The following is a 16,329-nucleotide window of genomic DNA, read 5'->3' as shown; positions in this document are numbered from 1 at the left end:
TAAGCCAGGAGGGAAAACATGTCGTCACCACGTTTACCGAAGCTTCCCCGTTATCCAGACCTTACAGCTGCCGGAGAGGAATTCTTTTTTCCCGATGTACGGACCACGGTCAATTTGTTTGCCATTCATACACGAAGTGTCGGAAGAGAGTGGAGCTATCCGCCACACGAGCATCCTCAATATGAAATTAACATCGTGCTTGCGGGAGAACAGATCATGGTTGTGGATGGTTGCAGCTATACCCAGCGACAGGGTGATCTGGTGCTGCTGCGCCCGGGGATTGTCCACTCCAGCCATAGTAACGGAGAGGGATTTACGTATTTTTGTATGCATTTCGACATTGATGATAAGCTGTTTCTCTCGCTCCTGAGTCGTCTGGAGCAGGTGCTGTTTCCAGCTGAAGGCACCGTGGCAGGTCAGATGGGACCAGCGTTGAGCAAGCTGCTCGATCTTTCAACGCCAGAAGACATAGGAATAGGTAGTGATTCGGTGGCAAAGCGTATGCGAATTCAATCTGCTGTGTTTGAACTGTTCGCAACATTGTGGGAGGCTGTATCCAGTGAAGCGGCCCATCTGCCGGGGCGTGGATATGTGCAGGCAGAGCTTGCCCATCAGATTGCCAGTCGTCTTCAGGGCAGAGTGAATCAGCCTTATGGACAGGCCGGATCGGTGGAAAAACAGGATGGGATCGAGGGGATTTCATCCGAGCTAGGTATTAGCGTGTCCCATTGTAATCGTGTATTCCGTAGCGTTTTCGGCGTATCTCCCCGTGTATATCTATCTGAGCTTGTGCTGCATGAGGCCAAGTTGCTGTTAGCTGACCCGCAATGGTCGGTGCAACAAATTGCCGATATGCTCGGCTATGGGGATATTGCGCATTTTAGCAGACAGTTCAAGCGCTGGTCGGGCCAATCGCCGACATCCTATCGCAAAAGCACGGTACAGGAAAGCCCATACGAATAAAAATGAGTATGTCTTAAAAATAGTTACGATATAATCCTTATAAAGGAGCTGACAATAATACGCATTTACATAATCAACGTGTCGTCGTGATTGGCGGCAGTGCAGGTATAGGGCTGGCAACAGCCATAGAAGTAGTAAAGCAAGGGGCAAGCATCGTGATCGCTGGGCATGATCCAATCCGACAGGCAGGAATCAATCTTTAAACAAAAATCGGTTCAACACCATACAAAGTGTTGAACCGATTTTTTATGATAACATGCTTGGCCCTCTTGCAACTTTTTAGCTTTGCACATCTAACCCTTTATATTTTCGCAAAATACGTGGATAAATCAACTTAGACCCGATGCATATCATCGCCAGCATGGCGAACAGCAAACCGCTCCACAGCGTCCCATGGATTCCCGCTCTGGCAATAAACCACCCCCCTGCCAGCGAGCCCAGTGACACTCCTAAGTTAATAAACGAGATATAAAGACTATTGGCAAACGCGGGAGCTTCTTTGGCCTCATCAATCACCCAAATCTGGGCGACAATCAGTCCGCTGGTATGAACGGCCCCCCACACGATAATGATGAAGAGCGTAGGGATAAATGAAGAACTGATCCCGTACAACAACAAATAGGTGCCCCCCAAGACTACTGGATGAAAAAGAGCGGTCCGTACCTTATGCAAGCCCATGAGCTTGCCAGCCAACAGATTGCCGAGCATTCCGCCGATGCCGAAAATAATAAGCAGAAAACTACTGATAACCTTGCTGCTCATCCCTGTATTTTGCCCCAAATATTCGGCAGAATAGCTATACACCGAGAACATGGCTGCAAAAATAAAAGTAGCCGCCCCGATATTGAGCCACAGCGATACTTTACGCAAAATGCCAAGCTGCTTCCGATAGGAGAACATTTCGGCTTGCGGTGTATCCGGCAGCATAAATAAAATACCGATCCCTGCAAGCCCATTCGCTACCGCAGTAAACCAGAAGGAGGCCTCGTATGAAAATTGATTGGCGATATAGGCTGTAATTGGAATACCGAGTACCATTCCCATGCTCGTGCCGAGAAAGGCCTTGGCGGAAGCTTGCGTTGCTTTTTCCGGGGGATACAACGCAGTGGCAGCGACAAAGGCAAGCGAGAAATACACCGGGTGAAACAGAGCCGGAATGATACGTAAAATCACTAGTAGATAAAAGTTGGATGTATAGGCTGACAGCAAGCTTGTTATGGCAAAAACAAACAACGACATTGTCATGATTCGCTTGCGGTTAAACCTGGACATCAATAGCACCATGAAGGGACCGAACAACGCGATGATCAATGCAAATGAACTGACAAGAAACCCGGCCTGAGCTGCCGTAATATGAAACCGTTCAATGATGACCGGCAAAATGCCAACCACACCGAACTCAATCGTGTATACACCAAATAGGCCAAGCGCAATGAAAAGCAGGGGCTTACTATATTTCATTAGTTTCATTCCCTTTCCACGTCTTCCTGCTTTACGTCCTTGGTTTTGCATGCTAATATTTCATTAAATCATAAAATAATAAGGCAATATTCGAAATAATACATAATAATAATTGTGTTTTTGTAATATTACCTTGAACTTAAGGAGGCTGGTTTGATGGATCAAGTGGATCATAAAATTTTGTTGTGTCTACAAAACCAGGCGCGTATCTCCATGACCGAGCTGGGAAAGGAGGTTGGGCTTTCCCAGCCTGCCGTAACGGAAAGAGTGCGGCGCATGGAGGATAAAGGTATTATCACTGGGTATCGTGCCATAGTTTCACATGAGAAAGTTGGAAAACCGATCATGGCTCACGTGCTCGTGCACACGAATCAATGCAATTCATTTGTTGAGTTTTGCCAATCTGCACCTGAAGTCATTGAGTGCCATAGAATCAGCGGCGAGCAAAATTACTTACTGAAAGTCATGGTTGAGTCTATGCTCAAGCTGGAGCAGTTCGGGGATGAGTGTGGAAAGCATGGGCACTCTACCACGTTAATTGTCCTGTCCTCGCCTGTAGACCATAAACATGTAACCCCCACTTTATTAGACCCTATTTGAGCTACCGTAAATGGCTTGGCAAAGCTCGGTTGTAAACGGACCTGACATCCCTTCAAATGCTGTATTGGTAAAGGCGACCACACTAAGTCTTAGTGCGGGATCAACGAACCACGAATGACCGTAAGCTCCTCCGAGACGCCACGTTCCGGGTGATTCTGCTGTTCCGCTTTCATCGGGATTTTGGAGTACGGTGAATCCTAATCCAAAACCCCGCCCCGGCCAGCCTGCCAAGGGGAGGTTCCCGGTCTGGATGGTGCCCATTTCGCGGACCCATTCCTCTGAAAGTAACGGATTGCCGCCGTTTCGCAGTGTTTCCAGCAGCCGCATGAAATCTTTTGCGCTGCCAATCATACCAGAGCCACCAGAGTGGAAAGCCGTGGGATCAAAGGCTCGTGCAGGCTGAAAACGAAGTCCTGCGGTGCCTTCAAAAACCTGCGCAACCTCAAGCTCACGCATCCGCCGGGGTTCTGATATATCGTTGACATAAGGAGCCGCAAGCCGTCCAGCATCCGCGACCGCGAAACTGGTGTCGTGCATACCGAGAGGTTCTGTAACGAGCTTTTTAATAGCTGCATCAAGGGTTGTGCCACATACACGGCTAATGATAGCGCCGAGCACATCAGTAGCAATCGAATATCCCCACGCTTTACCCGGTGCATATAACAGAGGCACAGAAGCCAAACGTTGCAAGTTCTCTTCCAGTGTAAGATTTGAAAAATCCATGCCATCTGATACGCCTGCACGATGATAGGGACCGCCGCCTTCTTCCTCTAAAAAGCCATAGGTCAACCCGGCAGTATGTGTCAGCAATTGGCGTACTGTAATGGAGGGCTGCTCACCACTGATTAATCGGGGGCGGAAATCGGGCAACCAGCGTTCAATAGATTCATCGAGCTTAATCAATCCTTGGGCTGCCAAAACCAAAGCCGCAGTAGATACAATCGGTTTGGATACAGAAGAAAGCCGAAATAAAGCATCCTCGTGCATAGGACGTTGTTCTTCTCGATCAGCCAGCCCCGCCGCTCGGACATACACGGGTGAACCATCCATATATATCATGACGACTGCGCCGACCAGGCGCTTCTCGGCAAGGGTTTGATCTATAACTGCATTTACACGTCCGTCCAGACCAGCTTGTATCGCAAAAACTCTATTATCCAAACCCATAAATATCTCATCCTCTCTATGATCCAGCGGTTACCGCTTGATGGAACTTAGTTTACAGGATGGGAAGACGACATTACATAAGGTAACAAAGGTATTCGGTGAGTATTTACGTTAAAATAAAATTATATGAAAAGAATGGCCTTGGATTTAAATGAATGGGGTTTTACAAGAAGTTATGCTGCGTTTTACAGTGGCTGTTTAAGTTGAGATACGTTGAAAATAGGTGGTAAAATTTACAACAAAGGGGGTTTTATTTATTGAGGATTGTATCGCGTAATAAGTTGGCTTGCTTGGTTGTCTTAGGAGGGATTTTGACCGTAATTGCTACAGGTTTTGGAGGAGGTAAGGAATCTTATAAACTTCCCGATAAGCCCAAAGAGGCTGCTATCTCGACATTTTCAGAATATATGAACGCTTCTATGAGTCGCGATTACGATAAGATGCTTTCACTGTCTGATGATTATCGCTTTAAAACAGAACGGGCACGGCTTAATTTTCTAAAAGCCCAGGGAACACCGATTGATTATCGTATCGTGTCTGTGGATGATTCTAACCCTTCCAAGATTGTTGTTTCGTCGATAACGAAGTATGAGGATATGGAGTTACCTTCCATTAAGCATATTCTTGCTTTTGAGGAAGGAAAGTACAAGCTACAAATGAGAAATGTTGTGATCAATATGATTCCTTCATCACCTGACTACAGAACGGTCGAGTACGAGCCTGACAAAGTAGACGACAATTTAGAAGGTAATTTCAAGTGATTTTAATTTTTCAATTTTCTAATCAAACAGTCCAAAGCGTATCCAATGAGATACCAGAAAACTAGTGTAGTAAAGTAAACAATGGTTATGGGGATGTTTGCCTCTCGCACAAATCGAAATGATTCATACATCCAAACTAGCGGGCTAATGATAGCCAATAGTATATTATAGTCGTCGTACCCCGTAATATTAACAGTAATAACTAGACATGAGATTAGGACTAGCCAAAAACGAAAAGAATTCATTGCCTGTACCTCCATTCCATTCGTACAACGAGTTTTCCCTCCTTTCGACTCCATCTTAACAGTCGGAATGCAGGAATATTTGATTTGAGTTGCATGCACTCTTTTGTATCCATGAAGCTTTAACCAAGGGCTGTGTTAGTCCTTGTTGTCTTGTTCTGTTTACTCCTCTACATAACGGATATATGGGTGTTGAAAGTACCTTTGATCAGACACGAAATAATATTGTTTGCCTATAACCAGAGGAGGGATCACAGACTTTGGGGAAATATATAATTCTTTATATTCACCTCCGCTAGAAGCATCTCTCTGTATGACCAAGTAATCATCTGTAGTTTTAACTAATTTAGCGGTTTCTGCCGAGTGATGACCTGAATAATAATAAATCCAGCTGAAAATCAGTAAAAAAAATATAATTCTTAGAATAGTTGCAGCCGTTTTATTCTTTGTAATCAACATTCGCGCAAACCTCCTATAATCCATTCTTTCATTTGTAATAAAATATGTATGATTGGTTATTTAACCTGTTTATGTATATTGTAAGGCGTATGATCGGTTGACGAAAGTAACTTTCACACAAAAAGCCTATCTGCCGTTGTTCCGGCAGATAGGCTTTTATAACATAAACGTCCACTATACTTCATGTTTATATGCAGTCTGTGCCTCTACATTGCAATTGCACCGACCACATACTCCCTATTGTCAGTTATCTCTACGCTGACGTGCGCGGGCTTCGCCGCCTTTACGGCCAGCTTCTTCCCTGCTCATTTTCCCGTCGCTATCACTTTGGTCTGAGTTGCCACGGGCTTCGCCGCCCTTGCGTCCGATTTCTTGATAGAATTCCTTGTCATGGTTTTTGGAAGTGGCTTCGCCGCCTTTTTCACCAATTTCCTGGTAGAAGTCCTTGCCATGACTTTTGGAAGTGGCTTCGCCACCTTTTTCGCCAATCTCTTGATAAAATTCTTTGTCGTGATTTTTAGCAGTAGCTTCTCCACCTAAACGTCCTGCCTCTTCGCGACTCATTTTGCCATTTTGGTTGTTGTTAGCCATGTTCAATCACTCCTCATCGAATTTTAGTAAAGCGGGTACGTGTATCTATTAACCTTTGTGTCAGGAATTAAACATGTCTCTTTTATTTTGTGAAATCACAGATAACTGGGGATATTCACCTGATTAGCGTTCCCATGCTTCTGTGTGCAGTTGTTGCTGGCGGTTAAATAATGCCGGATAAATGAACAGGCTGAGCAGCACGCTGGTCAAAATAGCAGAGGTCATGGTAGTGAATACAATTAGCAATTGCAAACGCACGGCGGCAATCGGATTGGCACCTGCGATGATTTGTCCGGTCATCATGCCGGGAAGCTGGACAAGCCCCAGCGTTTTCTGCCCCTCAATGGTTGGAATCATACTGGAACGTATGCAATCCTTGAGTATAGGGAAGATGGCTTGTCTAGGCGTACCGCCTAACGCCAGAATGAGCATGATTTCAGGCTTGCGCAGCAGGACTTCCGACTTGAGCCGAGACACCAACAGGCTGGACAAAATCATGGAACTGCCAATGATCATGCCGCTAATCGGAATCATATACCGGGCTGTCGCAGGAATGATATGCAGGCCAATGAGGAATGTCTGTGTAACGATTTCCACACACAGCAGCGTCAGGAATGATTTCCACATGAGACCGGGGATAAATCGTCCTTTGCGCGCAACATTTTGTGAGGCTACGGTAATCATGAGCAGAATGAATAATACGATAAATCCGTAGCTTTGCATCCCAAAAATCAAATGCAACACATATCCAATCGCCAGCAGTTGAACCGACGCTCTGATTGTGGCGATGGTTATGTCTCGGTCCAGACCGAGTTTGAAGGATTTGGACATGACGATGGCGATAAATACAAAACCGAGAGAGAGAATCAAGGCAACAATCGTCATACCCATTCTCCTGCTACAAACCTGCGGGTCTCACTATGCTGTGGAGCATTAAAAAACGTCTCCGTATCCGCTTGTTCTATCAGTCTTCCGTCGATCATCAGCCATGTTTCGTGGCCTACCCTGCGGGCTTGTTCCATATGATGCGTAATCCAGATCATCGTTGTTCCTTCTTCTTTGTTCATTTGCAGCAGCAATTCCTCAACCTCTTTGACCGAGGCAGGGTCCAGTGCAGAAGTAATCTCATCCAGCAGTAAAATATCCGGACGGTTCGCGAGTGTCCGCGCCAAGGCCAAGCGCTGTCTTTGTCCGCCGGACAGTTCCTGCGCCTTTTGTTCCAACAGGTCGCGAGTAAGTCCTACGCGTTCCAACAGGCCGGCAGGATCTTCCAGTACTGTACCGTGCAGCCGTTCTACGGTTTGGAGATTGTATAAGACCGTTCCCTGAAGCATGGGGGCATCCTGAAAAACCAATGCTACTTTCCGTCTCAGTTCAGGGATCTCCCACTCCGATATAGGTTTGCCGAGGACATGGATGTCTCCTTCATCCGGTGTCATTAGGAGGTTGCACAGTGAAAGCAACGTGCTTTTACCAGACCCCGATGGACCGACCAACGTGGTGATTTTGCCGGGGGAGACTTTTGCTGTAATCCCGTTCAGAACAGCACGTTGCTGTCCAGACCCGGTGAAATATTTGATAATGTGATTGAATTCAATAGCTGGAAGTGGCTTGGGTTCCATAGATATAGCTAGCTCCTTTGTAAGGGATCGAGAAAGGGATCAGATCCGTTCCGTTTATGATTTTATTTTTTTATTATATCAGTAATGCCTGCTATGCTCTTCTATAAAGGTTCGATGCAGGTCGGCTGTTGTAAATGGCATTTTCTTTGTATAAACTAACAGGATTAGTTAAAATAGAATCTGGATCGACTCATTATATGCATAAGGAACCGGATTACATAGAAATTAGATGGAAGGAGGCAGGATGATGTCGCCTAGAAACGGAGTAAAACTGCAAGATATTCTGCGGGCTGCCGAGGACATTGCCAATGAACAAGGGATGGGGGATGTCACGCTCACCACGCTGGCGCAAAAGCTGCACATTCGCCCTCCGTCCTTGTATAACCACGTGAACGGATTGAATGGACTGCGCCAAGTACTGGCATTGCACAGCCTCGAACAGTTGGAGGAAGCTTTGATGAGCGCAGCGGTTGGTAGAGCGGGCGAAGATGCGCTGACCGCTATGGGGAAGGCGTATATGCGGTATGCTCGCGAGCGACCAGGTTTGTATGAAGCGATGCTGTATGCAACTGATCGAAATGATACCGAAATGAGGCAGGCTGCGGATCGCGTGGCTGAGCTGGTCATTACCGTCCTGTCCAGTGGTTATGGCTTTAAGGAAGAAGATTGCATTCATGCAGCGAGGGGATTCCGTAGTCTGCTTCATGGATTCGCCTCGCTTGAACAAAAGGGCGGCTTTGGTTTACCTGTGGAGGTGGACCAGAGCATTGAGGTGATGATGGCTACCTTTTTGGCAGGTCTGCGTGTGCGGCAAAAGCGAGATGTCGAGCTTACCAAAGAAGTCTGATTTCAACCTGATGCAGCTAACATGATTGCGTCGCAGACCCGAAGGGTAAAATACATCTGTATAATGTAGATGAGAGACTGCGAATACAGGAGGGGTATGAGTGAACGTACTGGTGATTGGCGCAAATGGAAAAGTAGGCAGACATCTTGTCCGTCTACTGGGGCAGAATAAATCGCATCGCGTAAAGGCGTTGATCCGCCATTCGGATCAGGCCGAAGCGCTTGAACGTTTGGGAGCAGAAACGGTGGTAGCTGACCTCGAAGGGACGGTTGGTGATATTGCCGCAGCTATAAAAGGCAGCGATGCTGTCGTATTCACAGCAGGCTCCGGTGGAAAAACAGGAGCGGATAAAACGCTGCTTATCGACCTGGATGGAGCGGTCAAGGCGATGGAAGCCGCCGAACAAGCGGGTATCCAGCGCTTCGTTATGGTCAGCGCCCTACATGCGGAGAATCGGGAGCAGTGGCCTGCATCCATTAAACCGTATTATGTGGCGAAGCATTACGCTGACCGCCTGTTGGAAGCGAGCAACCTGGACTACACGATTCTTCGTCCGGGTGGTCTGACGGATGATGTGGGCACCGGAAAAGTTGCTACCGGTGAGGAGCTCACCAGCCACACCATTTCTCGTGAAGATGTGGCGGCAGCGGTGGTAGCAGCGCTGGAGGAACAGCAGACGTATCATCGTGCAATTAATCTGGTGTCTGGCAGTACGCCTATTGCTGAGGCAATCCGGCTGTAATTACGGATGAAGTTGTTGCCCAAAGGACGCTTATAAATGACAAAAAAGCGAGAAGACGGCCACAATGGTCATCTTCTCGCTTTAATAATTTTACAGCTTGGTTGGATCCATTTCTTTTGGGAATGTTTCTTCAAAGCTGTGTTTTTTCTCGTATAAGTTGTACCAAGTTTCTGCAATGATATCTGGATGTCCTACCTATTCATGCCAACATCATACATGAGGCTGGTTATTTATGGGCATCTGGAATTACTCCGTTTGATAAAGAGGAAATAGTCAAGAAGGCTTCGTTATTAATAACAGGAGGAAAAGATTAATTCTTGTTTTGAGAGGTATCCCCGGTGGCAGAGTCCCGGGGATGCTTTTTGCTGTTTTCTCAGTACGGCCGTCCCCGTAGCAGTTCCAAGCTCCAACTCCAGCTGAATAGCAGCAAAAGTATTTGCTTAAAACTAATTATATTATTTATAATACTAATATAATTAGTTTATAATTAAGTCAAGGAGATGAGATAAATGCGTATTGTTCAGGTGCAGCATGTGTATCAATTGACGTTTATGCCCCGGCTGTTCCCGGTGAACTGTTATTTGGTGGAGGAGAAAGAGGGGCTCACCTTGGTAGATGCCGGATTGCCATACAGTACCCGTGGTATAGAGCAGGCTGCGGCGCAGATCGGGCAGCCGATTATTCGAATTGTACTTACCCATGCCCATGGGGATCATGTGGGTGCGTTGGATAAGCTCAAGGCAAGGTATCCTGACGCGCAAGTGTTCATTTCCAGGCGGGACGCACCGCTGCTACAGGGCGATGTATCGTTGGAGACAGGAGAACCGGATACTCCTATTCGAGGCGATGTACCGAAGCATATCCTTACCCAGCCTGACGTTTTACTGGAGGATGGGGATCATGTAGGTTTGCTGTTGGCGATCAGTGCACCAGGACATACGCCGGGCTCGATGGCGTTTTTGGATACTCGCACCCGAGCGCTAATTGCAGGCGACGCCTTTCAGACCCGAGGTGGTATAGCGGTTTCGGGAAGGCTTAAGCCGCTGTTTCCTTTTCCGGCACTGGCTACCTGGAACAAGGAAATTTCGCTGAAAAGCGCCAAAAAGCTGGCGAGTTTCTTTCCATCTTTATTAGCTGTCGGTCACGGTAACATGCTGAAGCATCCACAATCTCAGCTGGAAAGGGCGATTATGGAGCTGGAACGACAATCTTCAGTGTGATGATTTCGTATTCAGCCAACATTCAGCCAGAACTCACAAAGTCCTAAGCTAAGGCAGATACAATATGGGAAAATAGAAACAGAGAGAGGTGCATCGGATTTGAACGTTTGGAAAGCGAACGGTCTGAAATATATACTTCTATGTAGTCTCATATTGTGTGCTGTCGCTAGTGTCGTTTCGTTATGGAGTTATTCAGGTAGCTCCGCGTCCCAGTCTGCGGCTGTTAGGCAGGGACCATCCGGCGGGTTTGGGGGAGGAGGCGGACCTGGCGGAGGTATGAGGGGGACGGATTCGGCGAATAGCGCTGACAGCAAGAATCAGGGGACGACAGACCAAACTACCAACTCCTCCACTGAGGGGACATCGACATCGGGTGACAAAGGTACAACGACCGGGAATGATACGTCTGTATCGGGCGGCAGTGGTGTTGCCAGAGACGGACAGCACAGAGGCCCCGGTGGCATGTCTGGTAACGGATCTGGCATGGGCGGTCCTGGCGGTGGTATGGGTGGTGGAAGAAGTGGGAACTCCTCATCTGCTTATGCTACTCCGCTGGCGATTTTCGCCGCTTTGTTCTTCGGTGCGTTCGTGTTTATTGCGTACCGGTTTCGGACTCGTGAATGGAAGCTCGGGGAATGTAATCGAGGACTGATGCTGTGGACTGTGCTGGGTGTGGGTTTCTTTTTAAGAATGGCGATCGCCCCATGGATTTCGGGTCACATGGATTTAATGCTATTCCGGAACTGGGCTACGACAGCAGCGGATAGCTTATCGGGCTTTTACACGAACGGATCAAGTGATTATCCGCCGTTTTATATTTATATTTTATATGTGATCGGTCAAATCGGTTCTACGGATGCTTTCAGTCCCTATATGTCCGTGCTGCTGCGGCTTCCCAATATATTAGCCGATATCGTGACAGCGTACATGCTGTACCGGTTGGCGAGCAAACGGGTCGGCTATGGAATAAGCCTTGGATTGGCTATATTCTACGTGTTTAACCCGGCGGTGTTTATCAATTCGACCTTCTGGGGGCAGGTAGATTCTTTCTTTACGATGCTGATTGTGGGCATGATTGTGCTGCTTGTGGAAAACCGGGTCGGCTGGTCCGCCGTATTGTTTACGGTAGCCGTATTGATGAAGCCGCAGGGAATTATTTATGGCCCTGTTCTGTTCTTTGAGCTGTTGAGACAACGTAAAATACAGCCTTGGCTGTTGTCCATTGGCGGTGCTGTTGTGACGACCATTCTGGTCATATTGCCATTTTCGTGGGGGCAAGAGCCGTTATGGCTACTTGACCTATACAAGGGAACGGTCGGCGAGTATCCGTATGCTTCGGTGAACGCGTATAACTTTTTTGCATTGATCGGTGGCAATTATACGCAGGACACTACAACATTGTTCCTGTTCAGTTACCATACATGGGGTATGATCTGCATTGTGCTGGTGACTCTATTTACATGGTGGATGTATATCCGCAGTCGCAAACCACAATTTGCAGCAGCTGCTGCGCTGGTGCTCATTGCAGGTGTATTTACCTTCGCTTCCAGCATGCATGAACGGTACTTGTTCCCTGCGGGCGCGTTAGCTGTACTGGCGTATCTGTATTTACGAGACCGCAGATTCTTGTGGCTTGCGGGGGGATTCAGTCTTACGATTTTCCTGAACACCTTTGATATTTTCTATAGCTCCAACTCTCGGGATCAATACGGTATTATTTTGTGTGTGACATCATTGTTGAATGTGTTGTTGTTTGGGTATTTGATCAAAGTAGTGTGGGATTGCTCCAAATCGACCACGATTGAGGCTGCTCCTTCCACAGACAGAGTTTCGCCAGAACTTCCTTCAGCGCGGCCTGCATGGGGAGCGTCTTCCCAAGGTGTAAACACGACAATTGATAGTTAGTGGAGTATAAAATATGCTAAAAAACCGCCTTTTAACGAAATGGAAGTGGTTGATAGATCAACTGCAATCCATAAGTTAAAGAAGCGGTTTTTTGTTGTCCTCATGTTAGAGTAACATTGTATCTATGTGTCTCAATCCATATATTCGTTCAGTTTCTGTACATCGCAGATGGTAATCTCTCTTGTACCCCTGCTATGAATAATCCCCAGCTGTTCAAATTTTCCGAATTTGCGACTGATGGTTTCGCGGGTGACACCCACATAATTAGCCATTTCCTCGCGTGAAAGGGGGAGGTTTATTTTAATGTAGGAACCATCCGGCTTGCCGTATTTATGTCCAAGCTCAAGAATCATATAGGCGATGCGGATTTCCGGGTCTTTGGTAGCTAGGCTTTGAGCCAGGTTTTCGGTATGTGCCAAGCGTTTAGTAATGGTTTTGAGCAGCTTCAAAGAGATATCGGGATTGTTGCGGATCAACTGCTCCATATCATCCTTGGTGAGCATACAAATATCAGTATCTTTTAAGGCATACGCACTAAAGTTACTCAGCTCATCGCTGTTAAATATGTTCAACTCGCCAAAAAAATCGCCAGTTGTCAGAATGTGCAGAATTTGCTCCTTGCCCTGAGGCGTCATCTTCAGTAGCTTGACATGCCCGCTTTTAATAATGTACAGCGTATCGGATGCTTGTTCCTCGATAATCAGGGCTTCACCCTTCTGATATTTTCGGTGTCGGATCATAGAGCTGACCTTACACAAATCTTCGCAGGACAAAGAGGAAAAGATAGGCACTTTGCGGGCACAGGGCTCCTTTTCGCACTGGCAGGGACAGGACATCGCATTCACATTCATTCACTCCATTCATAAACCGGAAACTACAGGTTATAGCGCATGGTTGTTATTCTGTATCATCTATTGGGGCAAAATGACTTTGATCCTCACCGCAGACGGGACAAACCCAGTCTTCTGGAAGATCCTCAAACGCTGTACCAGGCATAACGTCTTCATCGGGGTCACCGATAGCAGGATCATAAATGTATCCACAGGGCTGACAAACATATTTTTCCATCTCTAGTTCTCCTTGTCATTCAAAATTTTTGTAAGCTCTGGTGCGTCCGGTTTGAGTCCCTGCATGATGGCTGTTTTGTATGGTAGTGAAGCAAGGGCATCTCCAAAGCCAATCACGCCGCAGATAGAGCCGTTTTGTATAAACATACGTGTATAAGAAGCTCGATTTTTAATAATCAGGCTGGTGTCGCAGACTTGTTCATCTACCAGACCGATGGAAAAGAGAGGAGATTCATAGCAGTTTGAAAGGGTTACAGGGAGGGGACGCTGATAGCTGACGGATGCGCCCGCCATATTAGCGCCTGCTATTTTTCCCTGCTCCATTGCGCTTTCCCATAACCCATCTACTCTACTTTGAAATTCGGCTGCATCACCTGCTGCATAGATATTGGCGGAGCTGGTCTCCATCTGTGCATTCACCAGAATGCCTTGTCTAATATCAAGGCCGATTTGGCGAGCAAGCTCCGTATTCGGCACAATTCCGATAGAGTATATGACATGTTCGCAGGGGATAACAGAGCCGTCCTGTAGTTCCACACCTTCTACGTGATCTGTGCCTTTAATACGTTTTACGCCTTGCCCAAGGTGGATCTGAGTACCCCGTTCGGTCATTTGATCGGTCAAAATAGCGGAGGCCTTTTCATCTAGCTGGCGGGGCATAAGCCGATGCGAAGCTTCCAGTATGGTTACAGCATACCCGGCTTGCTGGAAGGACCAGGCGGTTTCCACGCCTTGAATACCGCCCCCGATGATACATATCCGGTCTCCCTGTCGCAATTCTGCTTTAAGGCTATCTGCATCTTGTCGAAAACGGATATTGTGAACGTTCCTTAGGGAAGCCCCATCCAGCACAAGCTTACGGTTGTGAGCTCCTGTACACAGCAGCAGCTTGTCATAAGCAACGGTTTGTCCATCTATTGTTTTGATAATACAATCCTCTGGATGTATCTCGGTTATCTTGATGCCGGAATACACATGAATTCGTTGATTGGCAAACCATTTTTCCTTTTTGATCAGGATTTTGTCACTGTGCAAATCAGTAAATAGTCCCTTGGAAAGTTTGACTCTGTTATACGGAAAGGATGCTTCCTCCCCGTAAATAGAAATTTCGGCCAGCTCATCATGATCTCTAATCGCTTTTGCCGCGTTGACGGCGGCGACACTGCCTCCGATAATAACGTAATGTTGGTTACCCATTCAGTATCTCTCCTATTCGCTATACGCTACTGTGTTTTAAATAACACTAAGCAGTAGATCTGAGACAAATTCAGCGGCATTTTTAATTTTTTTCACTTTTTCAACTTCTGTAGGAGAGAAACGAATACGTACCGGGAATTCCACATGGGTCATACCCGTTGATTTGATTACATCTGAAGTGCTTTGCACCTTCATATTAGTACCGTTCAAGTAATCCTGTACAACTTCAATGGCTTCCCCGCTCCAGCCGTAGGAACCAAAGGCAGCAGCCAGCTTGCCTTCCAGATTCATCTTTTGCATTTGTTGCAATAGGTCTTCCAATTTGCCCGTCATATCGGCATATTTAGTAGAGCTACCAACGAACACAGCATCTGCTGAGGCGATACTATTCAATATTTCTGTTTCATCCGCTTTATCCACGTCCCATAGCTCCACCTTGATTTGGTTCTCCAAAAAGCAGTCCTTCAGGATGTTTGCCATTTTTTTAGTATTATTTTTTAGGGTGGCATAGACAATCGCTACTTTTTTATCTTCCTTGGTTTCGGTACTCATAGAGGCGTACAAATCAATAAACTTGGCAATATCATGCCGGATCGCGAAGCCGTGGGAAGGCGCAATCATCTCAATATCCAGATCGGCAACAGCTTCGATTAATGTGCGCACATATCTGCGATGTGGATGAATAATAGCCTGATAGTATCCGATAAAGTCCTCGGTGATATCAAAACCAGCCTCATCGGCAAATAGATGCTCTACAGCCACGTGTGTACTGAAAATATCGCAAGGGAACAAGATTTTATCTTCTATACAATACGTAATCATGGTTTCTTCTGTATGCAGGTAAGGTGTTTCTTTGAACAGCAGCGTTTTGCCTCCAATGTCCAGTTGATCCCCGTCCTTGATTACGAGGAAGTTGCGATGCTGAAGCTTGTACATTTGTTGAATTTCCGGAACGGCAATCTCAGTGCAGACAATCGTAGCGTTCGTTGCCTTGGAAGCAAGTGCCGCCAATCCGCCCGAGTGATCTGGTTCCGTGTGATTGACGATGATATATTGAATATCCAATGGATCGATCAATTCGGTTACAGCTTCGGCAAATTCTCTACCGAACGCCATATCCACGGTATCCACAATGGTTGGCTTTCCGGTTTTTAATAGATATGCATTATAAGTTGTACCCTTTGATAGTAGAAGACGATGAAAGGGAACCTCACGATTATCAATTTTTCCTACCCAATAAATATCCTTTGCCAGCTTGAATCCGGGCTTCATAGGAATAACCTCCTGCTTGTTATTGTTTTAGCATCTTGCATAATCCGATTCTAGTTGGATGTGTCGATGAAAAAGATGATTGAAATCAAATTTTTAAATAATTAAAAGTATTTTTTACTTAAATTTAGTTTTGTGATTGCAATCACAAGGCGAGCGAAATAATCCAATACAATAAAGGTATTCATCCATCTTAAGCAAATTTAATTTCAAACA

Annotated in this window: 17 protein-coding genes and 1 pseudogene; 8 read left to right on the top strand and 10 right to left on the bottom strand. The window is 46.4% G+C overall.

Annotated features, from left to right (window positions below):
* Positions 1 to 18: 18 nt before the first annotated feature.
* On the top strand, positions 19 to 963 hold the full coding sequence (locus ACYCSE_RS08150) for an AraC family transcriptional regulator (RefSeq protein ID WP_322158967.1): 945 nt from the start codon (positions 19 to 21) through the stop codon (positions 961 to 963).
* Between the two features lie 86 nt (positions 964 to 1,049).
* Positions 1,050 to 1,130, top strand: a pseudogene (locus tag ACYCSE_RS08145) (SDR family oxidoreductase); the annotation flags it as partial.
* A 112-nt stretch (positions 1,131 to 1,242) separates the two neighbouring features.
* On the opposite strand, the gene ACYCSE_RS08140 reads toward ACYCSE_RS08145, so the two are convergent.
* Positions 1,243 to 2,424: an MFS transporter gene (locus ACYCSE_RS08140; RefSeq protein ID WP_459701981.1), complete on the bottom strand. Its 1,182-nt coding sequence runs from the start codon at positions 2,422 to 2,424 to the stop codon at positions 1,243 to 1,245.
* Positions 2,425 to 2,580: 156 nt separating this feature from the next.
* On the opposite strand from ACYCSE_RS08140, the gene ACYCSE_RS08135 reads away from it, so the two are divergent.
* A complete protein-coding gene (locus ACYCSE_RS08135; protein WP_023990936.1) occupies positions 2,581 to 3,024 on the top strand; it encodes an Lrp/AsnC family transcriptional regulator in 444 nt (147 codons plus the stop codon).
* On the opposite strand, the gene ACYCSE_RS08130 is transcribed toward ACYCSE_RS08135, so the two are convergent.
* Positions 3,010 to 4,191 (bottom strand): serine hydrolase domain-containing protein, encoded by a 1,182-nt coding sequence (locus ACYCSE_RS08130; protein WP_235306679.1) that lies wholly within the window; start codon positions 4,189 to 4,191, stop codon positions 3,010 to 3,012. The genes ACYCSE_RS08135 and ACYCSE_RS08130 overlap by 15 nt on opposite strands.
* Positions 4,192 to 4,448: 257 nt before the next feature.
* Between ACYCSE_RS08130 and ACYCSE_RS08125 the strand changes: the two genes are divergently transcribed.
* Positions 4,449 to 4,952 carry a hypothetical protein gene (locus tag ACYCSE_RS08125; protein WP_459701980.1) on the top strand — a complete coding sequence of 168 codons (504 nt, stop codon included), beginning with the start codon at positions 4,449 to 4,451 and terminating at the stop codon, positions 4,950 to 4,952.
* A gap of 404 nt (positions 4,953 to 5,356) precedes the next feature.
* Here the strand turns inward: ACYCSE_RS08125 and ACYCSE_RS08120 are convergent, their stop codons facing one another.
* The 4 genes from ACYCSE_RS08120 to ACYCSE_RS08105 form a co-directional block, all read right to left on the bottom strand.
* A complete protein-coding gene (locus ACYCSE_RS08120; RefSeq protein WP_250260121.1) occupies positions 5,357 to 5,653 on the bottom strand; it encodes a hypothetical protein in 297 nt (98 codons plus the stop codon).
* Between the two features lie 243 nt (positions 5,654 to 5,896).
* Positions 5,897 to 6,244 carry a KGG domain-containing protein gene (locus tag ACYCSE_RS08115; RefSeq protein ID WP_061829502.1) on the bottom strand — a complete coding sequence of 116 codons (348 nt, stop codon included), beginning with the start codon at positions 6,242 to 6,244 and terminating at the stop codon, positions 5,897 to 5,899.
* A 123-nt stretch (positions 6,245 to 6,367) separates the two neighbouring features.
* Positions 6,368 to 7,129 carry an ABC transporter permease gene (locus ACYCSE_RS08110; protein WP_459701979.1) on the bottom strand — a complete coding sequence of 254 codons (762 nt, stop codon included), beginning with the start codon at positions 7,127 to 7,129 and terminating at the stop codon, positions 6,368 to 6,370.
* A complete protein-coding gene (locus tag ACYCSE_RS08105; RefSeq protein ID WP_254349892.1) occupies positions 7,126 to 7,866 on the bottom strand; it encodes an ABC transporter ATP-binding protein in 741 nt (246 codons plus the stop codon). Before ACYCSE_RS08105 ends, ACYCSE_RS08110 begins: the two co-directional genes overlap by 4 nt.
* Positions 7,867 to 8,113: 247 nt before the next feature.
* Between ACYCSE_RS08105 and ACYCSE_RS08100 the strand changes: the two genes are divergently transcribed.
* The 4 genes from ACYCSE_RS08100 to ACYCSE_RS08085 all read left to right on the top strand — a co-directional run bounded on the left by ACYCSE_RS08100 (position 8,114) and on the right by ACYCSE_RS08085 (position 12,580).
* Positions 8,114 to 8,713 carry a TetR/AcrR family transcriptional regulator gene (locus ACYCSE_RS08100; RefSeq protein ID WP_459702490.1) on the top strand — a complete coding sequence of 200 codons (600 nt, stop codon included), beginning with the start codon at positions 8,114 to 8,116 and terminating at the stop codon, positions 8,711 to 8,713.
* Positions 8,714 to 8,813: 100 nt separating this feature from the next.
* Positions 8,814 to 9,455, top strand: a complete 642-nt coding sequence (locus ACYCSE_RS08095; protein WP_254349893.1) for an SDR family oxidoreductase — start codon at positions 8,814 to 8,816, stop codon at positions 9,453 to 9,455.
* A 509-nt stretch (positions 9,456 to 9,964) separates the two neighbouring features.
* Positions 9,965 to 10,675 (top strand): MBL fold metallo-hydrolase, encoded by a 711-nt coding sequence (locus ACYCSE_RS08090; RefSeq protein WP_322158959.1) that lies wholly within the window; start codon positions 9,965 to 9,967, stop codon positions 10,673 to 10,675.
* A 99-nt stretch (positions 10,676 to 10,774) separates the two neighbouring features.
* Positions 10,775 to 12,580, top strand: a complete 1,806-nt coding sequence (locus tag ACYCSE_RS08085; protein WP_322158958.1) for a glycosyltransferase 87 family protein — start codon at positions 10,775 to 10,777, stop codon at positions 12,578 to 12,580.
* Between the two features lie 131 nt (positions 12,581 to 12,711).
* Here the strand turns inward: ACYCSE_RS08085 and ACYCSE_RS08080 are convergent, their stop codons facing one another.
* From ACYCSE_RS08080 to ACYCSE_RS08065, 4 genes are all read right to left on the bottom strand, one after another.
* Positions 12,712 to 13,416, bottom strand: coding sequence for a Crp/Fnr family transcriptional regulator (locus ACYCSE_RS08080; protein WP_254326386.1), 705 nt, complete (start codon positions 13,414 to 13,416; stop codon positions 12,712 to 12,714).
* A gap of 61 nt (positions 13,417 to 13,477) precedes the next feature.
* Complete coding sequence (rd, locus tag ACYCSE_RS08075) at positions 13,478 to 13,648, bottom strand: rubredoxin (RefSeq protein ID WP_235306667.1); 171 nt, start codon at positions 13,646 to 13,648, stop codon at positions 13,478 to 13,480.
* 2 nt (positions 13,649 to 13,650) lie between these two features.
* Complete coding sequence (locus ACYCSE_RS08070; RefSeq protein ID WP_459701977.1) at positions 13,651 to 14,844, bottom strand: NAD(P)/FAD-dependent oxidoreductase; 1,194 nt, start codon at positions 14,842 to 14,844, stop codon at positions 13,651 to 13,653.
* Positions 14,845 to 14,880: 36 nt separating this feature from the next.
* Positions 14,881 to 16,116, bottom strand: a complete 1,236-nt coding sequence (locus ACYCSE_RS08065; protein WP_190298233.1) for an FprA family A-type flavoprotein — start codon at positions 16,114 to 16,116, stop codon at positions 14,881 to 14,883.
* Between the last annotated feature and the right edge of the window lie 213 nt (positions 16,117 to 16,329).

It is taken from the genome of Paenibacillus sp. SEL1, assembly GCF_054602535.1.
This window is presented reverse-complemented; position numbering and strand designations above follow the sequence as displayed.

What these genes read in the sequence shown, in the direction of transcription:
- ACYCSE_RS08150 (WP_322158967.1), top strand. Translation starts at nt 19, where the DNA reads ATGTCGTCACCACGTTTACCGAAGCTTCCCCGTTATCCAGACCTTACA.
- ACYCSE_RS08140 (WP_459701981.1), bottom strand. Translation starts at nt 2,424, where the DNA reads ATGAAATATAGTAAGCCCCTGCTTTTCATTGCGCTTGGCCTATTTGGT.
- ACYCSE_RS08135 (WP_023990936.1), top strand. Translation starts at nt 2,581, where the DNA reads ATGGATCAAGTGGATCATAAAATTTTGTTGTGTCTACAAAACCAGGCG.
- ACYCSE_RS08130 (WP_235306679.1), bottom strand. Translation starts at nt 4,191, where the DNA reads ATGGGTTTGGATAATAGAGTTTTTGCGATACAAGCTGGTCTGGACGGA.
- ACYCSE_RS08120 (WP_250260121.1), bottom strand. Translation starts at nt 5,653, where the DNA reads ATGTTGATTACAAAGAATAAAACGGCTGCAACTATTCTAAGAATTATA.
- ACYCSE_RS08115 (WP_061829502.1), bottom strand. Translation starts at nt 6,244, where the DNA reads ATGGCTAACAACAACCAAAATGGCAAAATGAGTCGCGAAGAGGCAGGA.
- ACYCSE_RS08110 (WP_459701979.1), bottom strand. Translation starts at nt 7,129, where the DNA reads ATGACGATTGTTGCCTTGATTCTCTCTCTCGGTTTTGTATTTATCGCC.
- ACYCSE_RS08105 (WP_254349892.1), bottom strand. Translation starts at nt 7,866, where the DNA reads ATGGAACCCAAGCCACTTCCAGCTATTGAATTCAATCACATTATCAAA.
- ACYCSE_RS08100 (WP_459702490.1), top strand. Translation starts at nt 8,114, where the DNA reads ATGTCGCCTAGAAACGGAGTAAAACTGCAAGATATTCTGCGGGCTGCC.
- ACYCSE_RS08090 (WP_322158959.1), top strand. Translation starts at nt 9,965, where the DNA reads ATGCGTATTGTTCAGGTGCAGCATGTGTATCAATTGACGTTTATGCCC.
- ACYCSE_RS08080 (WP_254326386.1), bottom strand. Translation starts at nt 13,416, where the DNA reads ATGTCCTGTCCCTGCCAGTGCGAAAAGGAGCCCTGTGCCCGCAAAGTG.
- rd (WP_235306667.1), bottom strand. Translation starts at nt 13,648, where the DNA reads ATGGAAAAATATGTTTGTCAGCCCTGTGGATACATTTATGATCCTGCT.
- ACYCSE_RS08070 (WP_459701977.1), bottom strand. Translation starts at nt 14,844, where the DNA reads ATGGGTAACCAACATTACGTTATTATCGGAGGCAGTGTCGCCGCCGTC.
- ACYCSE_RS08065 (WP_190298233.1), bottom strand. Translation starts at nt 16,116, where the DNA reads ATGAAGCCCGGATTCAAGCTGGCAAAGGATATTTATTGGGTAGGAAAA.